We start from the raw sequence: 22,899 nt of genomic DNA on the forward strand, positions 1-22,899 counted from the left end.
GTCGGACCGGGGACCCGGGGGACCTGCCGCCGGCAGTGCCTCACCTACTGCCGACGGCGGGTGGTGCGGGAGCGCCCCGGTCAGAGAGCCGGGTACGCGTTGCGCATCAGCTCCTGGAACTGCGCCGAGAACCACGCACCGGAGATCGGCGCGTTCGGCAGGGCACCCGTCGCGCTGTTGCCGTTGCGCGGGTTGCCGGTGTAGGTCGGGTCGCACATCCGGTCGAAGCCCTTGCCCTCGTCGTTCGGGATCAGCTCGCTGGAGCCGTCCGACTCACCCGGGGGCTTCACCCACACGTACGCGTCGATGCCCGGCTCCGGGTTCGCCCGGGGCCGCTCACCGAGGCCGGCGCCGGCCTGGTTGCACCAGTTGCCGGCGTGGATCCGACGGTCGATGCGGCCGCCATTGACGTAGGTGTCCACGCTGGTCGTCGCGCCCGGCCCGGTGGGCCGCGCGGAGCCGCCCCAGCCGTTGCGGGAGGTGTCGATCAGCATGCCGATGCCGGAGTTGAAGCCGACCTGGACCAGCTTGTCGCGGAACGCCTGGGCGAAGGACAGTTCGTCGACGTAGAAGTTCCAGTCGATCCACTTGGACTGCCGCACCGTCTGGCCGTTCACGTTGTCAGTGATCTTGATGTACGGCTCGCGCAGCGCCGAGTAGTTCGCCGTGTTGACGATGAACCCGTGCACGTTGTTCACCGTGCTGCCGGAGGCGACCGCGGCGCTCTTGAGCATGTCGGCGGTGGGGCCGAAGTTGGTGTCCCAGCCGATCCACCCGTGGTGCGCGGCGTCGATGTAGTTGTAGACGTTGCCGAGCGCGCCCAACTTGGCCAGGGCGTAGCCGACGCCGTTGACGTACGCGCCGTTGGCCTTGACGGTGTCACACATCGCCGTGCCGCCGGCCTGCCCGGAGGTGTTGGTCACCAGGTTCGGCAGCGAGTCGATCTCGATGATGTTGATGATCCGCAGGCTGCTGTACTTCGACTCACCCTGGATCGCGGCGATCGGGTCGATGTACTCGGCCTTGTACCGGGGTAGGTCGTTCGGGCCCAGCTCACCGTTGGACGCGAGCGCGGCGCAGTCCCGTCCGGGCAGGTTGTAGATCACGAACTGGATGTAGCCCGCACCCTGGCGCAGCGCCTCGTCCAGGTGCTGACGCACCCCGAAGGCGCCGTTGGAGCTGCTGTCCGGGGTGCCGTTGATGGCGGCGATCCGGTCCAGCCAGACGGCGGTCGGGTTGCTGGAGATCCGGCTGCCGCCCGGCTCGGCGTCCGCCTTGGCCTTCCACTCGGGGTTCACGTATCCCCGGACCCCGGCGTACGGGTTGTCCACCTTGCTACCGGTGGGCGGCGGCGTCGTCGGCGGTGGCGTGGTGGGCGGCGGGGTGGTCGGCGGCGTCGTCGTGCCGCCGTTACAGGTCACCCCGTTGAGGGTGAACGACGTCGGCTTGGGGTTGCTGCCGCTCCACGCGCCGTTGAAGCCGAGGCTGATCGACGCACCGGTGGCCAGGCTGCCGTTGTAGGGCAGGTTGCGCGCGGTGACCTGGCTGCCGGACTGGGTGAACTCGGCCGACCAGCCCTGCTGCACCCGCTGGCCGGAGTTCGGGAAGGTCCAGCCGAGGCTCCAGCCGTTGACCGGGTCGCCGAGGTTCTTGAGGGTGATGCTCGCGGTGAAGCCACCGGGCCAGTCGTTCGTCGAGTAAGCGACGTCGCACTGCGTCGCGGCATGCGCCACGGTGACCGGGATGGTCACCAACCCGCCGGCGACCAGGGCGCCCGCGCCGGCGAGCGCGAGGGCCCGGCGTTGGCCGGACAGCCTTCTCCACACATTCATGCCACTGATCTCCTTGGGCGAGACCGGGCTCGCGTACGGCCCGGCGAGACGGCCCGGTGGGCGTCCTACTCGGACGGCCGCCGGCGCCATACGGGATTCTTCGGGGGGTGCCCGACCCGGACGGGCGGTGGTGGTGGTGATCGGCCGGCGCACAGCCGGTCGGCGGCGGGATGTCGTCCGGTGAACCGGATGCCCTCGACTCCCTGCCTGCGCGGTGTGGCTCCCCGAACCGCGTGCGCCGATTCTTGCATGGGAGCGCTTCCATGGCAATGGGTCGATGCGTTCGGGAGGGCGATGCCCCCTTGCCCGAGTTCGGACGATACCGCCGAGGCCACCCGAGTCGCACGAGTCGGGCGCTTACCCATCCCTTCCGGATGAGCACGTCCAGCAGGCACGGCCGCAGCCGAACGACGTGCGCCGCACGCAACGGGCTGTCACGGCCTGAGACGGCGCCGAGCGCTGCGAAAGCCGCGTAGTACCTCTTCGCCGCTTACCAACAGTAAAGGTCAAAACACGAATCTTTCCCTTCATAGGTCATGAAACGGTCTAACGTCGGTCTTAGCTCGGTTGTCGCCGGGCTCAGGACAACAGGGATGGAGTGACGCAGGTCATGGCTAAGAAGATGCTCGGGAAGGTCGTTGCGGGGGCCGCGCTCGGGGGCGCTTCGCTCCTGGTGTTCGCGCCGGGAATCGCGTTCGCCGACGGTCACCACGACGACGGCAGGGACCGCGACGGCAAGGTGTTCGCCAAGCCGCACGTCGTGAAGGCCGGCGACGAGGTCAAGCTCCTCGAGATCTGCCCGGATCGACAGGAACACGCCTTCGTGTGGTCCAAGGTCACCGGCAAGGTCAAGCTCAAGCCCGTCCATGACGACCGGGGTGACGACCGCGGCGAGTGGCGCGAGGAGGACAACTCCGGCCACGACGACAACGGCAAGGACGAGCACGGCAAGGACGAGAACGGCAAGGACCACGAGGGCAAGGACAACAACGGCAAGGACGAGCACGGCAAGGACGAGAACGGCAAGGACCACGAGGGCAAGGACAACAACGGCAAGGACGAGCACGGCAAGGACGACAACGGCAAGGACCACGAGGGCAAGGACAACAACGGCAAGGACGAGCACGGCAAGGACGACAACGGCAAGGACGAGAACGGCAAGGACCAGCCGGGCGGCCAGGGCGGCGGCGCTGCCGCCGACGCCTACGGCGACGAGGGCAGCAAGGACTGGAAGGGCGAGGAGCACGGCCAGGACGCCGAGGACAACCGCGACAAGAAGGAGTGGGAGTCCAAGGACGAAGACAAGAAGGACTGGGAGTCCAAGGACAACGGCTCCGAGTACGGCTCGGACAACGGCCGCGACTCCAAGGACCACGAGGAGTACGGCTCCGACGAGCGCGGCTCCGACGAGTACGGCTCGGACAAGGGCTGGGAGTCCAAGGACAACGGCTCCGAGTACGGCTCGGACAACGGCCGCGACTCCAAGGACCACGAGGAGTACGGCTCCGACGAGCGCGGCTACGGCAAGGACGACCACAGCGACTACGGCGACGAGGACCGTGGTGGCTACGGCAAGGACGACCGGGACGAGGACCGCGGGGACCGCGGTGACCGCGGGGACCGCGAGCGGGAGTTCGTCTACTACGGCGAGGCCAAGGTCGACAAGGACGCCCGTCCGGGTCGCTACGAGCTCAAGGGCTCGTGCGGCGAGGGTGAGCTCGTCGTCCTGCCCCGCGGCGGGGTCGACGGTGGTGACGGTGGCGCCAGCACCGGCACCGACCGTGGCCTGGCCACCGGTGGGGCGAGCCTGCTCGGCGCTGCCGCGCTGGGTGGGATCGTGCTGATGCGTCGTCGGCGGACCGATGGTTCGCTCGTCTGACGTGACGACGACACCGGCCGGCGGCCGTCACGGGAAACCGTGGCGCGCCGCCGGCGCGGTCGTCGTCGTCACCCTGGCCATGGTCGGCGCCGGCATGATCGGCGCCTCGCTGAAGACCCCGCCCGCCCCCCGTCCGCCGCAGCCGCAGGCCCAGGCCGGTCCCGAGGTCACCGGCCCGGCGGCCACCGACGCCGACGTCCCGTCGGTGCAGGGGCAGCCCGTCGGGGAGGGAGACGTTCCCGCCGGACTGGCCCGCTCCGCGCCGACCAGCATCGAGATCCCCCGGATCGGCGTCAACGCGACGATCATGTCGCTGGGCACCAACCCGGACGGCACCGTCCAGGTCCCCCCGCTGGAGAAGGCCGACCAGGCCGGCTGGTACGAGCCGGGGGCGAGCCCCGGCGAGACCGGTAACGCGGTCATCGTCGGGCACGTGGACTCGGCGAAGCTCGGCCCGGCCGTCTTCTTCGACCTCGGCTCCCTCGTCCCGGGCGACACGGTCACGGTGCGGCGGGCCGACGGTCAGCCGGTTACCTTCCGGGTCGACTCGGTGAAGTCGTACCCGAAGACGGCCTTCCCCACCGAGTTGGTGTACGGGCCGAACGACCGGCCCGGTCTGCGCGTGGTGACCTGCGGCGGTCAGTTCGACGAGACCGTCCGGAGCTACCCGGACAACGTGGTCGTCTTCGCCACCCTGGTGGAGTGACCCGGCAGAACGAACGCGGCCCGGCCGGTCGGGTGTGACCCCGACCGGCCGGACCGCGTCCGGCGTACCGACTCAGGCCGCGGCGGAGGTCCGCACCAGGGTGCGGATCTGGCGCAGCAGCACGGACAGGGCGGCGAGATCCGCCCGCGACTCGTCGAACTCCCCCATCGCCCGGCGGGCACGGTGGATCGAGGTGGCGTTCGACTGCTCCCACTGCTGCACCCGCTCGTGCGGCGGCAGGTCGTCCGGGGTCGAGTCGAGCACCTCCGCGGTGAGCGCGGCCAGCGCGGCGTACAGGTCGTAGCGCAGCGCCATCCGGGCCAGCGTCTGCCAGCGGTCCTCCCGCGGCAGCAGGGAGATCTTCGACAGCAGCGAGTCCACCCGGAACAGGTCGGACAGCACGAAGTAGACCGACGCCACCTCGCTGACGTCCCGCCCGCTGCGGGTCGCGGTCTCCACCACGTCCATCAGGCCGAAGCTGTACATGAGCCGGGTGGCGCGCTCCGCCAGCTCCCGGGGCAACCCACGCTCGGTCATCGAGTCGATGTGCGCCACGATGCCCTGCCGCTCGGTGCCGTAGAACAGCTCCTCCAGCCCCGGCAGCAGCCGGGCCACCCCGTCGCGCAGCCGGGCGATCTCGCCCGGTACGTCGATCGGCGAGCGCCGGTTGGACACCAGCCACCGCACCGCGCGGTCGAGCAGGCGTCGCGTGTCCAGGTAGACGCTGGTCTGCAGTTCCGGTGCGACCTTGTTGTCCAGCGCCTCGACCGCGTCCCACAGGTCACGCAGCCCGAACACCTCGCTGACCACCACGTACGCCCGGATGACGTCGGCCGCGCTGGCCGCGGTCTCCTCGACCACCCGGAAGACGAACGAGATGCCGCCCCGGTTGATCGCCTCGTTGACCAGCACCGTGGTGACGATGTCCCGGCGCAGCCGGTGCCGGCCCATCCGGTCGGCGAACCGCTCGCGCATCGGGGTCGGGAAGTAGTTGACCAGAACCTCGGTCGTCCACTCCTCGTCGGCCAGCCCTTCGGTGAGGATCTCCCGTTCCAGGACGATCTTCACGTACGCGAGGAGCACCGCGAACTCCGGCGCGGTCAGCCCGGACTCGCTGCGGACCGCCAGTTCCTCGTCCGGCGGCAGCGCCTCAAGCGCCCGGTCCAGCGCACCGGAGCGCTCCAGATCATTGATCATCCGGCGGTGCACCGGGAGCAGCGAGGCGGCCTGCGCCTGCGCGTTGTTGATCGCCCGGGCCTGGTCGTAGTTGTCCCGCAGCACCAGCTCCGCGACCTCGTCGGTCATCTCGGCCAGCAGCTCGTCCCGCTCGGCCGTGGTCAGCTCCCCGTCGGCGACCGCGGTGTTCAGCAGGATCTTGATGTTCACCTCGTGGTCGGAGGTGTCCACCCCGGCCGCGTTGTCGATGAAGTCGGTGTAGATCCGGCCACCGGTCAACGCGTACTCGATCCGGCCGAGCTGGGTCCAGCCCAGGTTGCCGCCCTCGCCCGCCACCCGGCAGCGCAGGTTGCGCCCGTCCACCCGGATCGCGTCGTTGGACTTGTCCCCCACCTCGGCGTTGGTCTGGCTCGACGCCTTGACGTAGGTGCCGATGCCGCCATTCCAGAAGAGCTCCACCGGCGCGGTGACGATCGCCTTCATCAGCTCCTGCGGCGACAGCTGCGTGACGTCCTCGTCCAGGCCGATCGCCGCCCGGACCTGCGGCGTGATCGGGATGGACTTGGCGGTACGCGAGAAGATGCCGCCACCGGCCGAGATCAGCTCCGGGTTGTAGTCCTCCCAGGACGACCGGGGCAGGTCGAACAGCCGCCGGCGCTCGGCGTACGAGGTGGCCGCGTCCGGGTCCGGGTCCAGGAAGATGTGCCGGTGGTCGAAGGCGGCCACCAGCCGGATGTGCTCCGAGAGCAGCATCCCGTTACCGAACACGTCACCGGACATGTCGCCGACGCCGACCACGGTGAAGTCCTGGGTCTGGGTGTCCACGCCCAGCTCCCGGAAGTGCCGCTTGACCGACTCCCAGGCGCCCCGGGCGGTGATGCCCATCTTCTTGTGGTCGTAGCCGGCCGAACCACCGGAGGCGAACGCGTCGCCCATCCAGAAGTTGTGGGCCTTGGAGATCTCGTTGGCGATGTCGGAGAACGTCGCGGTGCCCTTGTCCGCCGCCACCACCAGGTACGGGTCGTCACCGTCGTGCCGGACCACGTCCTCGGGCGGCACGATCTGCCCGCTGACGATGTTGTCGGTGACGTCCAGCATCGCGCCGACGAACTCCTGGTAGCAGGCGACCGCCTCGTCCCGGTCCCCCGGCTTCTGCTTCAGCACGAAGCCACCCTTGGCGCCCACCGGCACGATGACGGTGTTCTTCACCATCTGCGCCTTGACCAGGCCGAGCACCTCGGTGCGGAAGTCCTCCCGACGGTCGGACCAGCGCAGCCCGCCCCGGGCCACCGGCCCGAACCGCAGGTGCACACCCTCGAACCGGGGCGAGTAGACGAAGATCTCGAACTTCGGACGGGGTGCGGGCAGGTCCGGGATGGCCTGCGGGTCGAGCTTGAACGCCACGTACGCCTTCGGCCGCCCGTCGGCGCGCTTCTGGTAGAAGCTGGTCCGCAGGGTGGCCTCGATCAGCGTCAGGTACGAGCGCAGGATCCGGTCCTGGTCGAGGCTGGCCACGTCGTCGAGGGCGCCCCGGATCGTCTCCACCAGCTCACCGCTGCGCTGCTGACGCTGCTCGGTGCTCAGCTCGCCCGGCGCGAACCGGGTCTCGAAGAGCTCCACCAGCAGCGCGGCGATCTTCGGGTACGCGATGAAGGTCTGCTCCATGTAGTCCTGCGAGAAGACTGTGCCGGCCTGCCGCAGGTACTTCGCGTACGCCCGCAGCACCACCACCTGCCGCCAGGTGAGCCCACCGCGCAGCACCAGCTCGTTGAACCGGTCCACCTCGGCCTCGCCACGCCAGGCGGCCGCGAACGCGTTCTCCACGTGCGGGCGCACCTCGGCCAGCTCCTGGTGCCCCTCGGGCAGCATCAGGCCGAAGTCGTAGAGGTAGACCCGACCGTCGATCCGGTCCACCTCGTACGGGTGCTCGTCGACGACCCGGACACCGAGCGAGTGCAGCACCGGCAGCACGGCGGAGAGCATCATCGGCTCGCCGTACCGGTAGACCTTGAACCGGACGTCCATCGCCTCGATCAGGTCCGCTCCGGGCACGCGGGTGCCCGGGCGGGGCGCGAGCTGCTTGCGGAACAGGTGCATCTCCAGCTGGCCGGGCTCCTCCAGCAGCTCCAGCTTGGCCAGGTCCTTCATGGCCTCGTACGGCGTGTGCCCGTCCTTGTAGCCCTCCGGGAACGCGTCGGCGTAGCGGGCGAAGAGGTGCTTGGCCTGCTCGTCGCCGAGCTTGCGCTCCAGCACCAGCCGGTAGTCGTCGTCCCAGAGCCGGGTCGCGTCGGCCAACTCCTCGGCGAGCAGGTCGGCGTCGATCTCGCCGGGCGGCCGGGTCGGGTCGGTGCGGACGATGAAGTGGACCCGCGCCAGCATCGACTCGGTGACCCGGGTGGTGTAGTCCACCCCGACACCGTTGAGCTCGCGCAGCAGGATGTCCTGCATCCGTAGCCGGTTCTGCGTGGTGAACCGGTCCCGGGGCAGGTAGATCAGGCAGGAGATGAACCGCCCGTACGCGTCCCGGCGCAGGAAGACCCGTAGCTGGCGGCGGCCGGCCATCCGCAGCACGCCGATGACCGCGTGGTACAGGTCGTCGGTCTTGATCTGGAACAGCTCGTCGCGCGGGTAGGTCTCCAGGATCTGGAGCAGGTCCTTGCCGGAGTGGCTGCGCCGGCTCAGGCCGGAGCGGTCCAGCACCTCGGCGACCTTGCGGCGCACCACCGGCAGCTCTCGCACGCTGGTCCGGTACGCGGCGGTGGAGAACAGGCCCAGGAACCGCCGTTCGCCGATCACCTCGCCGGCCTCGTTGAAGATCTTGAAGCCGATGTAGTCCAGGTACGCCGAGCGGTGCACGGTGGCCCGCGAATTGGCCTTCGTGATGATGAGCAGGCGCTTCTCCAGCACCTTCTCGTGCGCCTCCGGCGTCATCGACGACAGCGACCGGGCCTCCGGCGAATCGGAGCGCAGGATGCCCAGACCCGTGCCGAGCACCGCCTCCAGCGCCTTGCCGTCGACCACGTCCGCGTTGTCCCCGCCGGGGGCGTCCACCAACCGGTACTCGCGGTAGCCGAGGAAGGTGAAGTGGTCCTGGGCGAGCCAGCGCAGCAGCTCCACCGAGTCGGTGATGTCCTTCTCCGGCACCGGCGGACGGTTGTCGGAGGTGCGGGCCGAGGCCAGCTCGTCGGCGAGCGCGAGCGCCCGCTGACGCATCTTCGGCCAGTCCTCCACGGCCTCCCGCACGTCGGTGAGCACCCGCTGCAGCTCGCGGCGCAGCCGCTCCCGTTCCTCCGCGTCCCGGACCGGATCGATCTCGATCCGCATCCAGCTCTCGATGATGTCGCCGGCGATCGCGTCGTCCGGTTCGACATCGGCGGAGACCTCGGTGAGCCGGCCCAGCGGCTCCCGCCGGACCACGACCAGCGGGTGCACCAGCAGGTGCACGTCCAGGTGGTACGAGTTGAGCAGCGCGGTCACCGAGTCGACCAGGAACGGCATGTCGTCGGTGACGATCTCGACGACCGTGTGGTGCTGGTCCGCGTGCGGTTCGTGGATCCGGAGCTTGAGCTCGCCCGGCACCCGCTGCTGGGCGAGGTCCCGGTGCGCCCGGGCCGCGTCGAGCATCTCCTCCGCCGTGAAGCCGACCAGCTCCTCGTCCGGGGCGAACCGCCAGAAGCGCCCCACCAGGGTCGCGACGTCGTGGTCGTCCCCGGCGAGCGCCACGGCCTGTGCCACCAGGCGCTCCGCGTTGGGTACCGGCTCGTCGAGCTCGGCGTCCTCCACGTCGTCGGCCAACGCCTCTGTCGGCAGGCCCAGATCGTAGATTGTGTCGATACTCGACCCGGTCAGCCCGGTCACTCCCGTGTCGAGTCGGCCGTAGCCGTCCCCGTCGGTCGCCGAATCGAAGCTGTCGTCGTCCCGGCCGGAGTCATCCTGCCGGAGGTCGGGTTCCGGTTTGATCGCCGGACGCCGGTCCATCGGTGCCACTCCCCTCGACCCACCGCGTTGTGGGTCAGTCTGCCCAAGCCTAGGCCCTACCGCTCTGCACGATCGTCGGCGGACCACCGGCCGGACGTCCGGATCGGGACTCTGTCCTTTCACCCGTTGCGGGTCATGAGGTTGGCCGGTTGCGGGATACCCCGCCACGCGATGTTCATCACACCGGCGCGGTCCGCCTTTCCGCACGTCGGAGCCCACCACGGGACGTTGGGGACACCGTTCGCGTACTACCGTGCAGGGCAGTCCGCAATTGGAAGGACCCGCTCCATGCCTCTGTCGTACCCCCGGTCCCACCGGCCGAACCGCACCCGCCGGCGGGTCGCCGCCCTCACCGCGACCCTGCTCTCCGCCGGCCTCCTGGCCGCCTGCTCCGGCGATGACGGGCCGCAGCGCAGTGTCGACGCCTTCCTTGCCGGCTGGCGCAGTGGCGACCTCAAGGCGGTCGGCCTGGTCGACGCGGCCGGCACCAGGCGGCTGCCGGCGGCCGACGTGGCCCGCGAGATCAAGGAGCTGTCCGGCGAGTTGGCGGCGACCCCGCCGGCGCTGACCCGACGGGGCGAGCCGAAGGTCACCGCCGACGTCGCGACCGCGCCCATCCGCGTGGAGTGGACCCTGCCCGATCAGACCCGCTGGGCGTACGACCGGGAGGTGCGGCTCGTCCACGGCGAGGACGACCAGTGGCAGGTGGTCTGGGAGCCGCGGGTGCTGCACGAACAGCTCACGAAGGGTGACCGGATGGCGCTGCGCCGCGTCACCGGTCCCCGGGCCGCGGTGCTGGACGCCGCCGGGCAGCCGATCGTGGCCCCCCGCCCGGTGGTCCGGGTGGGCGTGCAGCCCAACGGGGTCGCCGACATCAGGAAACTGACCAAGGACCTCGACGCGGCCTTCAAGGCGATCCGCCCGGCGTTGGTCCCCGCGGTCGACCTGGCTGACCTGCCCGAGCGGGTGTCGAAGGCCGAGCCGGGCGCGTTCGTCGAGGTGGTGACGCTGCGCGAGGAGGCGTACCAGCAGATCAAGCCACGGATCTACGACCTGCCGGGCACCAAGTTCATTTCCGACAAGCTGGACCTGGCCCCGACCCGGGAGTTCGCCCGGGCGCTGCTCGGCTCGGTCGACCCGGCGCAGGCCGACGACCTCGCCGCGCACCCTGACCGGTACCTCGCCGGCGACCTGGTCGGGCACGGCGGGCTCCAGGGCCGCTACGACGAGCGGCTGCGCGGCGCTCCCGGGGTGACCGTCGTGGTCGAGCGGCCCGCCGAGGACGGCAAGCTGGCACCCACCGGCACCGAACTGTTCCGCCGCGAGCCGCAGCCCGGGCAGGCGCTGAAGACCACGCTGGACGTGGCCGCCCAGAACGCGGCCGACGGCGCGCTGCGGGCGGAGCCGCGCCGTTCCGCCCTGGTGGCGGTGCGGATCAGCGACGGCGCCGTGCTCGCCGCCGCGAACGGCCCCGGGCCGGCCGGTGAGAACCTGGCCTTCACCGCCCAGGTGCCGCCGGGTTCCACGTTCAAGATGGTCAGCGCGCTGGGCCTGCTGGACCGGGGCGCGGTCACCCTGGACGGGCCGGTGGAGTGCAGGAAGACCTTCACCGTCGACGGTCGGTCCTTCAAGAACTCGGACAACTTCGAGCTGGGCTCGGTGCCGTTCCGCACCGACTTCGCCAAGTCCTGCAACACCGCGTTCGCGGCGTTGGCGCCGAAGCTCGGCGGCGACGGGCTGGCCGCCGCCGGCCGCTCGCTGGGCCTGGAGGGCCAGTGGGATCTCGGCACCGACGTCTTCACCGGCAAGGTGTCGACCGGTGGCAGCCCGGCCGAGCAGGCCGCCGCCTCGTTCGGGCAGGGCACCACGCTGGTCAGCCCGCTGGCCATGGCCGGCGCCACCGCCGCGGTCGCCCGGGGCCGGTTCGAGCAGCCGAAACTGCTGGTCGACCCGGCGCCGGCCAAGCCGGCCGCGGCCGGCGAGCAGCTCAAGCCGGAGTCGGTCGCCGCGCTGCGCACCATGATGCGCGAGGTGGTCACCACCGGCACCGGCACCGCGCTCAAGGACGTGCCGGGCGGCGAGGTGTACGGCAAGACCGGCACCGCGGAGTACGACAACAACCCGGCCCACACCCACGCCTGGTTCGTCGGCTGGCGGGGTGACGTCGCGTTCGCCGTCTTCGTGGAGAAGGGCGGCGCGAGCACCGCCTCGGCGGTGCCGATCGCCGAGCGGTTCCTGCGCGCCCTGCCGGCCCGCTGACCTGACCGCCCGCCGCCAGGAGAGGGGCTGGCGGGTGGGTCAGGCCGTGTCGGCGTTGGGGCGGTCGGTGGGGTCCGGGGCGGTCGGTCGCCGCAGCAGACCCGGGCCGGCCGACGCGGGCGGGCCGACCGGTTCCCGCTCGACCGGAGCCGCGATGTGCGCGACGTGCTCCCGGTCCGTTCGGCCCTCGTGGCCCGGGCCGCCGCCCACCGGCTCCGCGTGCACCGGTGCCCGGCTGTCGAGCGGCTCCGCCCCGGTCGGGGTCGGGTCACCGAGGGGAGCCCGGTCCCCTGGACGGCGGATGCCGGAGGGCTCGGCGTCGACCGGGTCAGCGGCGGCGGGTCGAGGTGCGTCGAAACGCCCGATACCGCTCCCGGACCGCCCGTTGCCGCCGCGCGGGGTGGGGGCCGGCCGGGCCGACAGCAACCGGGGCGGCACCGCCTCCGGGGCGGTGACCGGGGCCAGCCCGGCGACCACCGTGTTGACGATCTCGGCGGCGTACGAGCCGTCCGGGTCGTAGTCGGGGTCGAAGACGGTCAGCTCGACACCCAGGCAGTGCGGGGTGTCCACCAGGCCGGCGAGCAGGATCTCCAGCTCGGCGAAGGCGATCCCGCCCGGGTCCGGCGCGTCCACGGCGGGCATCACCGCCGGGTCGAGGACGTCCACGTCGATGTGCACCCAGTAGCCCGCGCAGTCGGCGAGCTGCTCGTGCGCCCACTGGGCGGTGCGGGCGGCACCCTCGGCGCGCAGCGCCGGCACCGGCCGGGTGGTGATCCCGGCCGCCTGGAGGTCGAGCCGGTACTCGTCCTGCGCCCGGATGCCCAGCACCACCACGTCGACGTCGCGGAAGTAGGGTCGACGACCCTCCAGCGCGGCCAGGTCGGCCTGCCCGCGCCCGGTGACCAGGGCCAGGTCCTCGCCGGCCGCCGCGCCCACGTAGGAGGCGTTGCCGGGGTGCCGGAAGTCGGAGTGCCCGTCGACGAAGACCAGCCCGATCCGCCCGCCGACCGCCTCACCGAGGCGGTGCATGGCCAGCGCCGAACCGAGCAGCACCGAGCAGTCGCCGCCGAGCACCACCGGAAACTCGCCCCGGTCGATGATCGACCCGATCCGCTCGGCGAGGGCCAGCGAGTAGTCGGCGATCTCCCGGGCGTGGCACACCCCGTCGCCGGGCCGCCAGTCGCCCGGGTCGTAGCGGGGTGCGGTCAGGCAGCCGGCGTCGCGGGCGCGCAGCCGGGCCAGCAGGTCGTGGTCCCGCAGCGCACCGGGCGCCTTGGCGCAGCCCGGCACCGACGTGGACGTCGGCGGCCGCAGACCGAGATTTGTCGGCGCGTCGAGGACGGCGATCCGGCGCATCATGAGCTCCCGTCCTCGGTGGTCGGGCGGGCCGGCCGGAACGCCGGCCCGCGCTGGCGTGCTACGAACTCAGAACAGGGCGCTGGCCAGTGCCCGGCGCGCCGAGGCTACCGCCGGGTCGTCCGGGCCTGCGATGGTGAACAGCGAGACCAGGTGCTGGCGTGCCGCTTCCCGGTCCTCGCCGGCGGTGCGCCGGACCAGGCCGACCAACCGGGCGTACGCCTGCTCGGCCATGCCGCTGAGCACCTCGATGTCGGCGGCCAGCAGTTGGGCGGCCACGTCGTCCGGGGCGCTCTCGGCGGCGGCCAGCGCGGCGGCCGGGTCGGCGCCGGCGACCCGGCGGGCCACCCCGACCTGGGCCAGGCCCGCCTCGGCGGCGACGTCCGCCGGGGAGTCGGCCAGAATCTTGCGGTACGCCCGCTCGGCGGCGTCCAGGTCGCCGCTCATCAGCGCGTCGTCCGCCTCGTCGAGGCGCGGGTCCTCCGGCTCGGCGACGGCCACGCCACCGGCCTTGAGCACGGCCTGGATCCACTGGCGCAGCTGCGCTTCGGGCACCACGCCGGAGAAGGCGTCGATCGGCTGGCCGCCGACCACCGCGTAGACCATGGGGATGCCCTGAACCCGGAACATCTGGGCGATCCGCGGATTTTCCTGCACGTCGACCCGGGCGAGCACCCACGTGCCGCCGCTCTCGGCTGCCAGCCGCTCCAGCACCGGGGCGAACTCGTCGCTCTCCGGGAAGCCGGCCGCGCCGAAGAAGACGAGGACGGGCATGGCCATCGACCGTTCGAGCACGTCGGCCTGGATGGTGGCTTCGGTGACGTCGACGATGGCGGCGTTACCGCCGGCGGTGGGCGCGCCGGGGGTGCCTGCGGACGGGCCGCCCTGCGGGGGTGTGCCGGGGCGGGTACTGGCTGGTGCGGGGCCGCGCAGCGTGCTGAGGTCGACCGCGCCGCGGGTGAAGATCGACGAGGTGATCCGTGGGTCGCTCATGGTTACCTAGTCTCGCACGTGAGCCCCCGATCTCAGCTCACCCGCAACCCCGACGTTGCAACTCTCACGCCACGCCCCCGACCCCCCGTGATCATGCACTTTGTGTCCCCGGGACGCGACGCGTGCGGCGTCTGCCGGGGCGGAGAGTGCAGGATCACGGGGGCTCCGGGGTCAGAAGCGCGCGGGCTCCCGGTAGGTGCCCCACTCGGCGCGCAGCGCGTCGCAGATCTCGCCCAGGGTGGCTTCCATCCGGACCGCGTCGAGCATGGCGGGGATCATGTTCTCGTCGGTGCGGCTGACCTCGACCATCCGGGCGACGGCCGCGCGGACCGCCGACTCGTCCCGGGCGTTCTTGCGCTCGGCGAGCACCCGACGCTGCTCCAGCTCCACCTCGTGCGAGATGCGCAGGATCTCCAGCTCCTTGGCGACCGTGCCGGTGTGGCAGTTGACGCCGACGATCTTCTTGTCGCCCTTTTCGAGGGCCTGCTGGTAGACGAAGGCCGACTCGGCGATGTGCCCGGTGAACCAGCCGTCCTCGATACCGCGCAGGATGCCGGAGGTCATCGGGCCGATCTGGTGCGGGCCCTCCCCGCCGAGCTGCCGGATCCGGGCGAAGATCTCCTCCGCCTCGGCCTCGATCTTGTCGGTGAGCGCCTCGACGTACCAGGAGCCGCCGAGCGGGTCGGCCACGTTGACCACGCCGGTCTCCTCCATCAGCACCTGCTGGGTACGCAGGGCGATCTCGGCGGACTCGTCGGTGGGCAGCGCCAGGGTCTCGTCCAGCGCGTTGGTGTGCAGCGAGTTGGTCCCGCCGAGCACCGCGGCCAGTGCCTCCACGGCGGTGCGTACGACGTTGTTGACCGGCTGCTGGGCGGTCAGCGACACCCCGGCGGTCTGCGTGTGGAACCGCAGCCAGAGGGCCTTCTCGCTGGTGGCGCCGTAGACGTCGCGCAGCCAGCGGGCCCAGATCCGGCGGGCGGCACGGAACTTGGCGATCTCCTCGAAGAAGTCGAGGTGCGAGTCGAAGAAGAAGCTCAGCCCGGGGGCGAAGACGTTGACGTCCAGCCCACGGCTCAGCCCCAGCTCGACGTAGCCGAACCCGTCGGCCAGGGTGTACGCCAGCTCCTGCGCGGCGGTCGAGCCGGCCTCGCGGATGTGGTAGCCGGAGACCGACAGCGGCTTGTAGCGCGGGATCTCCCCGGCGCAGTACTCCATCAGGTCGCCGATCAGGCGCAGGTGCGGCTCGGGGTCGAAGAGCCACTCCTTCTGCGCGATGTACTCCTTGAAGATGTCCGTCTGCAGCGTGCCGTCCAGCTTGGACAGGTCGGCGCCCTGCCGCTCGGCGGCGACCAGGTACATGCAGAACACCGGCACGGCCGGGCCGGAGATGGTCATCGACGTGGTGACGCCGGCCAGGTCGATGCCGTCGAACAGCGCCTCCATGTCGGTGGCGGTGTCGATGGCGACGCCGCAGTGGCCGACCTCGCCCAGCGCCTGCGGGTCGTCCGAGTCGCGGCCCATCAGCGTCGGCATGTCGAAGGCGACCGAGAGCCCGCCGCCGCCGGCGCCGAGGATCATCTTGTAGCGCTCGTTGGTCTGCTGGGCGTTGCCGAAGCCGGCGAACTGCCGGATCGTCCAGGTCCGCCCGCGGTAGCCGGTCGGGTGCAGACCCCGGGTGTACGGGTACTCGCCCGGCCAACCGATCCGCTCGAAACCCGGGTACGCGGCACCCTCCGGTGGTCCGTAGACCGGGTCGACCGGCATCCCGGAGAGCGTGGTGAAGTCCGCGTCCCGCTTGCGCGCGGAGTCGTACCGGGCCTGCCAGCGTGCCCGTCCGGCGGCGATCTCGTCGGCGTCCATGCGCAGGGCTCCTCCTCGGGTCCTCGACTGCACGTCGAGTGTAGAGCCCTGGCCTGAACGATCGCTAAGTCACGCCGTACCGGCGGGTAACCTGAGCTGGGCCGACCGCTCAGCCGGCCGGCGTCGCCGGCCCGTCGATCTGCACGTCGTCGACCCGGATGTTGACCTCGTCGACCCGCAGCCCGTACGCCTCGACCGCCTCGGTGACCCGGGCCCGCACCTGGCCGGTCACCTCCGGCACCGGCTGGCCGGCCTGGATCACCAGCACCAGGTTGACCACGGCGGCGTCCCCGGTCACGTGGGCCGAGCAGCCCCGCCGCGCGTCGCCCACCTGGTCCAACCCGACCCTGTCCAGGACCGAGTTGAAGAAGCGGGCGACGTCCCCACCGAGTTCGGCCACCCCGGGCACCGCCCGAGCCGCCGCCACGGCGATCTTCTCGATCACCTCGTCGGAGACCTGCGTCGTCCCGCCGGCCACCGCCGACACCGTGCTCAGCTCCCGCGTCGCCTCGTCGCTCACGTCCCGCTCCCCGCCCTCACCAACGCCTGCCGGCCTCCGGCCGCACGCGAGCCACCCGCGCGTCCGCGAGCCTACTGCCTCGTGGATCTAGGCACTATCGTCGCTTGTGGAGACCCACTGACGACGACGAGCCCTGGATGGGCGTGGCGGTCGGGGGTCAGCGGGCGAGCTGGGCCAGCAGGGTGTCTGCTGCCGCGTAGGGGTCCTGGGCGCCTTCGGCGACCTTGGTGGCCAGGGTCTGCAGCTCCGTACCGTCGCGTAGTGAACCGATCCGCGCACGGAGCACGCCGAGCGCGATGGCCTCGATCTCGGCGGCGGCCCGCGCCTCCTGGCGCCGGCGCAGCTCGCCGTGCTCCACCAGCCAGCCGCGGTGCTTGTCGATCGCCGCGGCGATGTCGTCGATGCCCTCGCCCCGCGCGGCGATCGCCCGGACGACCTGCGGCCGCCACTGCCCCGGGCCGCGTTCACCGAGGGCGATCATGCCCTGGATGTCGCGGACCGTGGCGTCGACGCCGTCCCGGTCGGCCTTGTTGACCACGAAGACGTCGGCGATCTCCAGGATGCCGGCCTTGACCGCCTGGATCGCGTCGCCCATGCCGGGGGCGAGCAGCACCAGCGTGGTGTCCGCCAGCGAGGCGACCTCCACCTCGGCCTGCCCGACGCCGACGGTCTCGACCAGCACCACGTCGCAGCCGGCGCCCTCCAGCACCCGAACCGCCTGCGGAGTCGCCGCGGCCAGCCCGCCCAGGTGTCCCCGGCTGGACATGGACCGGATGTAGACGCCCGGGTCGGTGGCGTGGTCCTGCATCCGCACCCGGTCGCCGAGGATCGCGCCGCCCGTGAACGGGCTGGACGGGTCGACCGCCAGCACGCCGACGCGGTGCCCGCGCGCCCGCAGCGCACGGACCAGCTCGTTCGTGGTGGTCGACTTGCCCACCCCGGGTGAACCGGTCAGCCCCACCACCTGTGCCTGCCCGGCGTACGGCGCCAGCGCGGCGGCGATCGCCGGCAGCAGCTCGTCGCCGTTCTCCACCAGCGTGATCAGCCGGGCCACCGCGCGGGGGTCACCCGCGCGGGCCCGCTCGACCAGCAGCGGTACGTCCCGGCTCCGGCGCACCGACGAGGTGCCCGACGCCGGAACGTGCTCGACCGTTTCGCTCACTGGTCGGCCGCTGCGTTTCCCGGTACGTGGATGATCAGCGCGTCGCCCTGGCCACCGCCGCCGCAGAGCGCCGCCGCACCGGTGCCGCCGCCACGTCGCTTCAGCTCCAGCGCGAGGGTGAGCACCAGCCGGGCGCCGGACATCCCGATCGGGTGACCCAGCGCGATAGCGCCGCCGTTGACGTTGACCCGGTCGGGGTCGATGCCGAGGTCACGGGTGGACTGCACGCCGACCTGGGCGAACGCCTCGTTGATCTCGATGAGGTCCAGGTCCGCCACGCTCAGGCCGCCCTTCTTCAGGGCGTGGTTGATCGCGTTGGACGGCTGCGAGTGCAGCGAGTTGTCCGGGCCCGCCACGTTGCCGTGGGCGCCGATCTCCGCCAGCCAGGTGAGCCCCAGCTCCTTCGCCTTGGCCTTGCTCATCACGACCACCGCGGCGGCGCCGTCGGAGATCGGTGACGAGCTGCCCGCGGTGATCGTGCCGTCCTTGGCGAACGCGGGACGCAGCTTGGCCAGCGACTCGACGGTCGTGTCCGGGCGGATCCCCTCGTCCTCGCTGATCACCAGCGGGTCACCCTTGCGCTGCGGGATCACCACGGGGGTGATCTCGTCGGCGAAGTGGCCGTTCTTCTGCGCGGCGGCGGCCCGCTGGTGGCTGGCCGCGGCGAAGGCGTCCTGCTCCTCGCGGGAGATGCCGTGCCGGGCGCCGAGCCGCTCGGTCGACTCGCCCATCGAGCAGCAGTCCCAGGCGTCGCTGAGCCCGTCGTGCGCCATGTGGTCCTTGACCACCACGTCGCCGTACTTGTAACCGGAGCGCTGGCCCAGCAGCAGGTGCGGGGCGTTGGTCATCGACTCCATGCCGCCGGCCACCACGATGTCGAACTCGCCGGCCCGGATCAGCTGGTCGGCCAGGGCGATCGCGTCCAGGCCGGAGAGACAGACCTTGTTGATGGTCAGCGCCGGCACCGACATCGGCACGCCGGCCTCGACCGCCGCCTGCCGCGCCGGAATCTGACCGGCACCGGCCTGGAGCACCTGCCCCATGATCACGTACTGGACCTGGTCCGGGCTGACCCCGGCCCGCTCCAGCGCCGCCTTGATCGCGATCCCGCCGAGCTTCGTGGCCGGGAGGTCCTTGAGGTTGCCCAGCAGCCGCCCCATCGGGGTCCGCGCGCCGCTGACGATCACCGAAGCCATGCCTGCCTCCGAGGGGGGTGCCGAGCTGTACGCCTTAACGATTGTTCGGTCAGACTAGCGCCATGGCTGAGAACTCCCCCGCCGAGCCCGGTGCGGACTACGTCACAGACATCGGGCTTCGCAAGATTGACCACGTCGGGATCGCCGTGGCCGACCTGGACGCCGCGATCGACTTCTACCAGCGGACGTTCGGGATGCGCTGCGTACACACCGAGACCAACGCCGAGCAGGGCGTTCGGGAAGCGATGCTGGCCGTCGGCCCGACCGCCGAGGGCGGCTGCGTGCAGTTGCTCGCCCCGCTCACCCCGGAGTCGACGATCGCGAAGTTCCTGGACCGCAACGGGCCGGGCGTGCAGCAGGTCGCGTACACCGTGGTGGACATCGACGTGGCCTGCGCGGCGTTGCGGGCGCGGGGGATGCGACTGCTCTACGACGCCCCACGGCGCGGCACCGCCGACTCCCGGATCAACTTCGTGCACCCGAAGGACGCCGGAGGCGTCCTGGTCGAACTCGTCGAACCCGCTGCCACGCGCTGACCCGCCGAACGCCGCACCGCCCGCGCCGCGGACGCCGCGCGGCGCCGCGAGATCCGCACAACATCAGGGATGTAGTGGCCTCCGCCGTCCCGCGAGGCAACTACATCCCTGATGTTGTTGCCCCCACGGACCGAGTGAGGCCCCGAGAGCGGCCCCGCAAGCACGACAGTGCGCGGTTGGCGGGGTGGTCGGACACCTTCACGCATCGGTCGATGCAGTTTTTCACAGAGGACTTCCGGCTTTAGCTACCGTTCAGTAACGTCCCGGCCCACAGGAGCGCGACCGGTGCCGGATGTGTCGAATGCCGACATGGCGGTCGTGCCCACCGGCGCCGACGATGGCAGCACCCGGGCCCGTGCGGGTGCGGACGAACCGGAGGTCACCGTGCAGGACATCCTCGAAGCAATCATGGCGGCGGAGGAATCGAGCGATCCGGACCGCGAGCTGGCCGGTGTCGCCGGGCTGCCCGTACCGGAGAGTTACCGGGGTGTCGTCGTCCGCGCCGAGGAGGCCCGGATGTTCGACGGCATGGCCACCCGGGACAAGGACCCCCGCAAGGCGCTGCACGTGCAGGAGGTGCCGACGCCGGAGCTTGCGCCGGGCGAGGCGCTGGTCGCGGTGATGGCCAGCGCGATCAACTACAACACCGTGTGGACCAGCATCTTCGAGCCGGTGTCCACCTTCAAGTTCCTCCAGCGCTACGGCCGGGTCTCCGAGCTGACCCGCCGGCACGACCTGCCGTACCACGTGGTCGGCTCGGACGCGGCCGGCGTGGTCCTGCGCACCGGGCCGGGGGTGACGCGGTGGGCGGCCGGCGACGAGGTCGTGGCGCACTGCCTCTCCGTCGAGCTGGAGGACGCGGCCGGGCACGACGACACCATGCTCGACCCGCAGCAGCGGATCTGGGGCTTCGAGACCAACTTCGGCGGGCTGGCCGAGCTGGCCGTGGTCAAGGCCAACCAGCTGATGCCCAAGCCGCGACACCTGACCTGGGAGGAGGCGGCCAGCCCGGGGCTGGTCAACTCCACCGCGTACCGGCAACTGGTCTCGCACCACGGGGCCAACATGAAGCAGGGCGACGTGGTGTTGATCTGGGGCGCCTCCGGCGGCCTCGGCGGCTACGCGACCCAGATGGCACTGAACGGCGGCGCGATCCCGGTCTGCGTCGTCTCCTCGCCCGAGAAGGCCGAGCTGTGCCGCCGGATGGGCGCGGAGCTGGTCATCGACCGGGCGGCGGAGGGCTTCCGGTTCTGGAAGGACGAGGAGACCCAGGACCCGAACGAGTGGAAGCGCTTCGGTGAGCGGATCCGCGAGCTGACCGGCGGCGAGGACCCGGACATCGTCTTCGAGCACCCCGGCCGGGAGACCTTCGGCGCGAGCGTCTACGTGGCCCGGCGCGGCGGGACGATCGTCACCTGCGCGTCCACCAGCGGATTCCAGCACCAGTACGACAACCGCTACCTGTGGATGCACCTCAAGCGGATCGTCGGCAGTCACTTCGCCAACTACCACGAGGCGTGGCAGGCCAACCGCCTGGTGGCGCTGGGCAAGGTGCACCCGACGGTGTCCCGCACCTATCCCCTGGAGCAGACCGGCCAGGCGGCGTACGAGGTGCACCGCAACGCCCACCAGGGCAAGGTCGGGGTGCGCTGCCTCGCTCCCACGGACGGTCTGGGCGTACGCGACGGGGAGCTGCGGGCCCGGCACGAGGACGCGATCAACCGGTTCCGGGGGCACTGACCGGGCCACCGGCCGGACGGACGAGCACCGGATGGCCAATGCGGCGAACGGGCATTGTTCTTCCACCTCAATTGCGGGATAGCCAGCCGGATCGAACAAAGGGCCACGGGGGCACCCCCGTGGCCCTTTTCCGCGTCACGCTGCGTGGCGTCCGTCCCGCCCGGGACCTGCCAAGATCGCCCATTGGTCCGGCCTCGCCGAGAGCGGGAGTTGACCATGTAAAGAGGACACGAAAGCTCCGCACCGCTCTTGCGAAGCACCCTGGGGCGTCTGCCAGTATGTCCCAATGCCCCAGCAGCAGTCCTCCCCTCTCGCGTTCTTCGATAACGCGAACTCGCAGCCAGATTTCACCGTTGGCCTGCGCGGTTACAACACTCACCAGGTCGACGACTTCCTCGGCCGGATGACCGCCGCGCTGACCCAGTCCGAGCAGGCCCGTGCCGAGGCCGAGCAGCGGATGAACGACGCCCAGCGTCGCCTCCGCCAAGCCGAGCAGCGCATGAGTGCGCTGGAGCAGAAGCTCACCGACACGAACAAGCAGCTCGAAGAGAACAGCCGGCCCACCCTCTCCGGGCTCGGCACCCGCGTCGAGCAGATCCTCCGGCTCGCCGAGGAGCAGGCCAACGACCACCGCAACGAGGCCAAGCGCGAGTCCGAGGGCATCCTCTCCGCCGCCCGCCTCGAGGCCCGTGAGATCACGGACAAGGCTCGCGCCGAGGCCGCCGCGATGAAGGCCAGCGCGGAGCGCGAGGCCGGCAACCTGCGCACCGCCGCCGAGCGCGAGGCCGCCGAGGTCCGGGTGCAGGCCCGCCGCGAGGCCGACACGCTGCGCGCCGACGCCGACCGCGAGACCAAGCAGCTGCGCACCGTCACCGCGCACGAGGTGGCCGAGCTGAAGTCGACCGTCGAGCGGGAGGTGGCCACCCTCCGGGCCACCGCCGAGCGGGAGATCACCCAGCAGCGGGCCAAGGCCGCCCGCGAGGCCGAGGAGAAGCGCGCCGAGGCGACCAAGCTGCTCACCGACGCGCGGGACAAGCGCGACAAGGACCTGCAGGCGCTGGAGCTCCAGCTCGCCGAGCGGCGTGAGAAGGCCGAGCGCGAGGAGTCCGAGCGGCACGCCGCCCAGGTCGCGCAGACCCAGAAGATGGTCAGCGAGGCCGAGCAGCGTGCCCGCGCCGCCCAGGAGCGCGCGAAGGAGATCGAGCAGCGCGCCGAGGCCCGCCGGGTCGAGTCGGAGCGCAGCGCCGCCGAGACGCTCGACAAGGCCAAGGCGCACTCCGAGAAGACGCTCAACGAGGCCAAGGCCGAGTCGCAGCGCCTGCTCACCGAGGCCCGCACCGAGGCTGAGCTGACCACCCAGGCCGCCCGCCGGGAGGTCGAGGACCTCACCCGGCAGAAGGACGCGGTCACCTCGCAGCTCGGTCAGATGCTCTCCGGGCTCGCTGGCATCGTCCCCGGTGTGCCGCCGGCGGCGGCTGCCGCGGCCAAGCCGGAGGCCAAGAAGGCTGACGGCCCTCAGGAGCGGGTGACCGCGGAGACCACTGGCTGACGCGAGGCGTCAGGTCGGGGCATCGACGGCGCGAGGTGACACCGGGTGACCGGTGTGACCTCGCGCCGTATGCGTTTCCCAACCCTTGACATGCCGCGTCCCGAACCGAGTGAAGTAGGTCCCAGAAGGGGCGTCCGTATCGCCCCAGCAGGGGCCG

14 protein-coding genes and 1 pseudogene are annotated in these 22,899 nt (G+C 71.4%); 6 read left to right on the plus strand and 9 right to left on the minus strand.

Annotated features, from left to right (window positions below):
• Nucleotides 1-80: 80 nt before the first annotated feature.
• On the minus strand, nt 81-1,832 hold the full coding sequence (locus ACTWLT_RS18790; protein ID WP_445319500.1) for a glycoside hydrolase family 6 protein: 1,752 nt from the start codon (nt 1,830-1,832) through the stop codon (nt 81-83).
• A gap of 610 nt (nt 1,833-2,442) precedes the next feature.
• Between ACTWLT_RS18790 and ACTWLT_RS18795 the strand changes: the two genes are divergently transcribed.
• The gene (locus tag ACTWLT_RS18795; RefSeq protein WP_445319501.1) at nt 2,443-3,711 is read left to right on the plus strand and encodes a hypothetical protein; all 1,269 of its coding nucleotides are present in this window, start codon (nt 2,443-2,445) and stop codon (nt 3,709-3,711) included.
• A gap of 1 nt (nt 3,712) precedes the next feature.
• Entirely contained in the window at nt 3,713-4,417 is a 705-nt protein-coding gene (locus tag ACTWLT_RS18800) for a class F sortase (RefSeq protein ID WP_445319502.1), read from the plus strand.
• Nucleotides 4,418-4,489: 72 nt separating this feature from the next.
• Here ACTWLT_RS18800 and ACTWLT_RS18805 read toward each other — a convergent pair whose 3' ends face one another.
• Nucleotides 4,490-9,571, minus strand: a complete 5,082-nt coding sequence (locus ACTWLT_RS18805) for an NAD-glutamate dehydrogenase (protein WP_445319503.1) — start codon at nt 9,569-9,571, stop codon at nt 4,490-4,492.
• A 288-nt stretch (nt 9,572-9,859) separates the two neighbouring features.
• On the opposite strand from ACTWLT_RS18805, the gene ACTWLT_RS18810 reads away from it, so the two are divergent.
• Complete coding sequence (locus ACTWLT_RS18810; protein WP_252418780.1) at nt 9,860-11,830, plus strand: penicillin-binding transpeptidase domain-containing protein; 1,971 nt, start codon at nt 9,860-9,862, stop codon at nt 11,828-11,830.
• Nucleotides 11,831-11,869: 39 nt separating this feature from the next.
• On the opposite strand, the gene ACTWLT_RS18815 is transcribed toward ACTWLT_RS18810, so the two are convergent.
• The 7 genes and pseudogenes from ACTWLT_RS18815 to ACTWLT_RS18845 form a co-directional block, all read right to left on the minus strand.
• The gene (locus ACTWLT_RS18815; protein WP_445319504.1) at nt 11,870-12,055 is read right to left on the minus strand and encodes a hypothetical protein; all 186 of its coding nucleotides are present in this window, start codon (nt 12,053-12,055) and stop codon (nt 11,870-11,872) included.
• A gap of 110 nt (nt 12,056-12,165) precedes the next feature.
• Nucleotides 12,166-13,189, minus strand: a pseudogene (locus ACTWLT_RS18820) (arginase family protein); the annotation flags it as partial.
• Nucleotides 13,190-13,255: 66 nt separating this feature from the next.
• Nucleotides 13,256-14,179 (minus strand): tetratricopeptide repeat protein, encoded by a 924-nt coding sequence (locus ACTWLT_RS18825; RefSeq protein ID WP_445319505.1) that lies wholly within the window; start codon nt 14,177-14,179, stop codon nt 13,256-13,258.
• A 171-nt stretch (nt 14,180-14,350) separates the two neighbouring features.
• Nucleotides 14,351-16,039 carry a coenzyme B12-dependent isobutyryl-CoA mutase large subunit gene (gene icmA, locus ACTWLT_RS18830; protein WP_445319506.1) on the minus strand — a complete coding sequence of 563 codons (1,689 nt, stop codon included), beginning with the start codon at nt 16,037-16,039 and terminating at the stop codon, nt 14,351-14,353.
• 109 nt (nt 16,040-16,148) lie between these two features.
• The gene (locus ACTWLT_RS18835) at nt 16,149-16,559 is read right to left on the minus strand and encodes an Asp23/Gls24 family envelope stress response protein (protein ID WP_252418774.1); all 411 of its coding nucleotides are present in this window, start codon (nt 16,557-16,559) and stop codon (nt 16,149-16,151) included.
• Nucleotides 16,560-16,716: 157 nt separating this feature from the next.
• Entirely contained in the window at nt 16,717-17,721 is a 1,005-nt protein-coding gene (gene meaB / locus ACTWLT_RS18840) for a methylmalonyl Co-A mutase-associated GTPase MeaB (protein WP_252418773.1), read from the minus strand.
• Nucleotides 17,718-18,917 carry an acetyl-CoA C-acetyltransferase gene (locus tag ACTWLT_RS18845; RefSeq protein WP_252418772.1) on the minus strand — a complete coding sequence of 400 codons (1,200 nt, stop codon included), beginning with the start codon at nt 18,915-18,917 and terminating at the stop codon, nt 17,718-17,720. The genes meaB and ACTWLT_RS18845 overlap by 4 nt, the downstream gene beginning before the upstream one ends.
• A 62-nt stretch (nt 18,918-18,979) precedes the next feature.
• On the opposite strand from ACTWLT_RS18845, the gene mce reads away from it, so the two are divergent.
• The 3 genes from mce (at nt 18,980) to ACTWLT_RS18860 (ending at nt 22,742) form a co-directional block, all read left to right on the plus strand.
• Complete coding sequence (gene mce / locus ACTWLT_RS18850; protein ID WP_445319507.1) at nt 18,980-19,453, plus strand: methylmalonyl-CoA epimerase; 474 nt, start codon at nt 18,980-18,982, stop codon at nt 19,451-19,453.
• A 384-nt stretch (nt 19,454-19,837) separates the two neighbouring features.
• A complete protein-coding gene (ccrA, locus tag ACTWLT_RS18855) occupies nt 19,838-21,193 on the plus strand; it encodes a crotonyl-CoA carboxylase/reductase (RefSeq protein ID WP_252418827.1) in 1,356 nt (451 codons plus the stop codon).
• A gap of 286 nt (nt 21,194-21,479) precedes the next feature.
• Nucleotides 21,480-22,742 carry a DivIVA domain-containing protein gene (locus ACTWLT_RS18860; RefSeq protein ID WP_252418770.1) on the plus strand — a complete coding sequence of 421 codons (1,263 nt, stop codon included), beginning with the start codon at nt 21,480-21,482 and terminating at the stop codon, nt 22,740-22,742.
• Nucleotides 22,743-22,899: the final 157 nt, after the last annotated feature.

It is taken from the genome of Micromonospora yongxingensis (genome assembly GCF_052601155.1).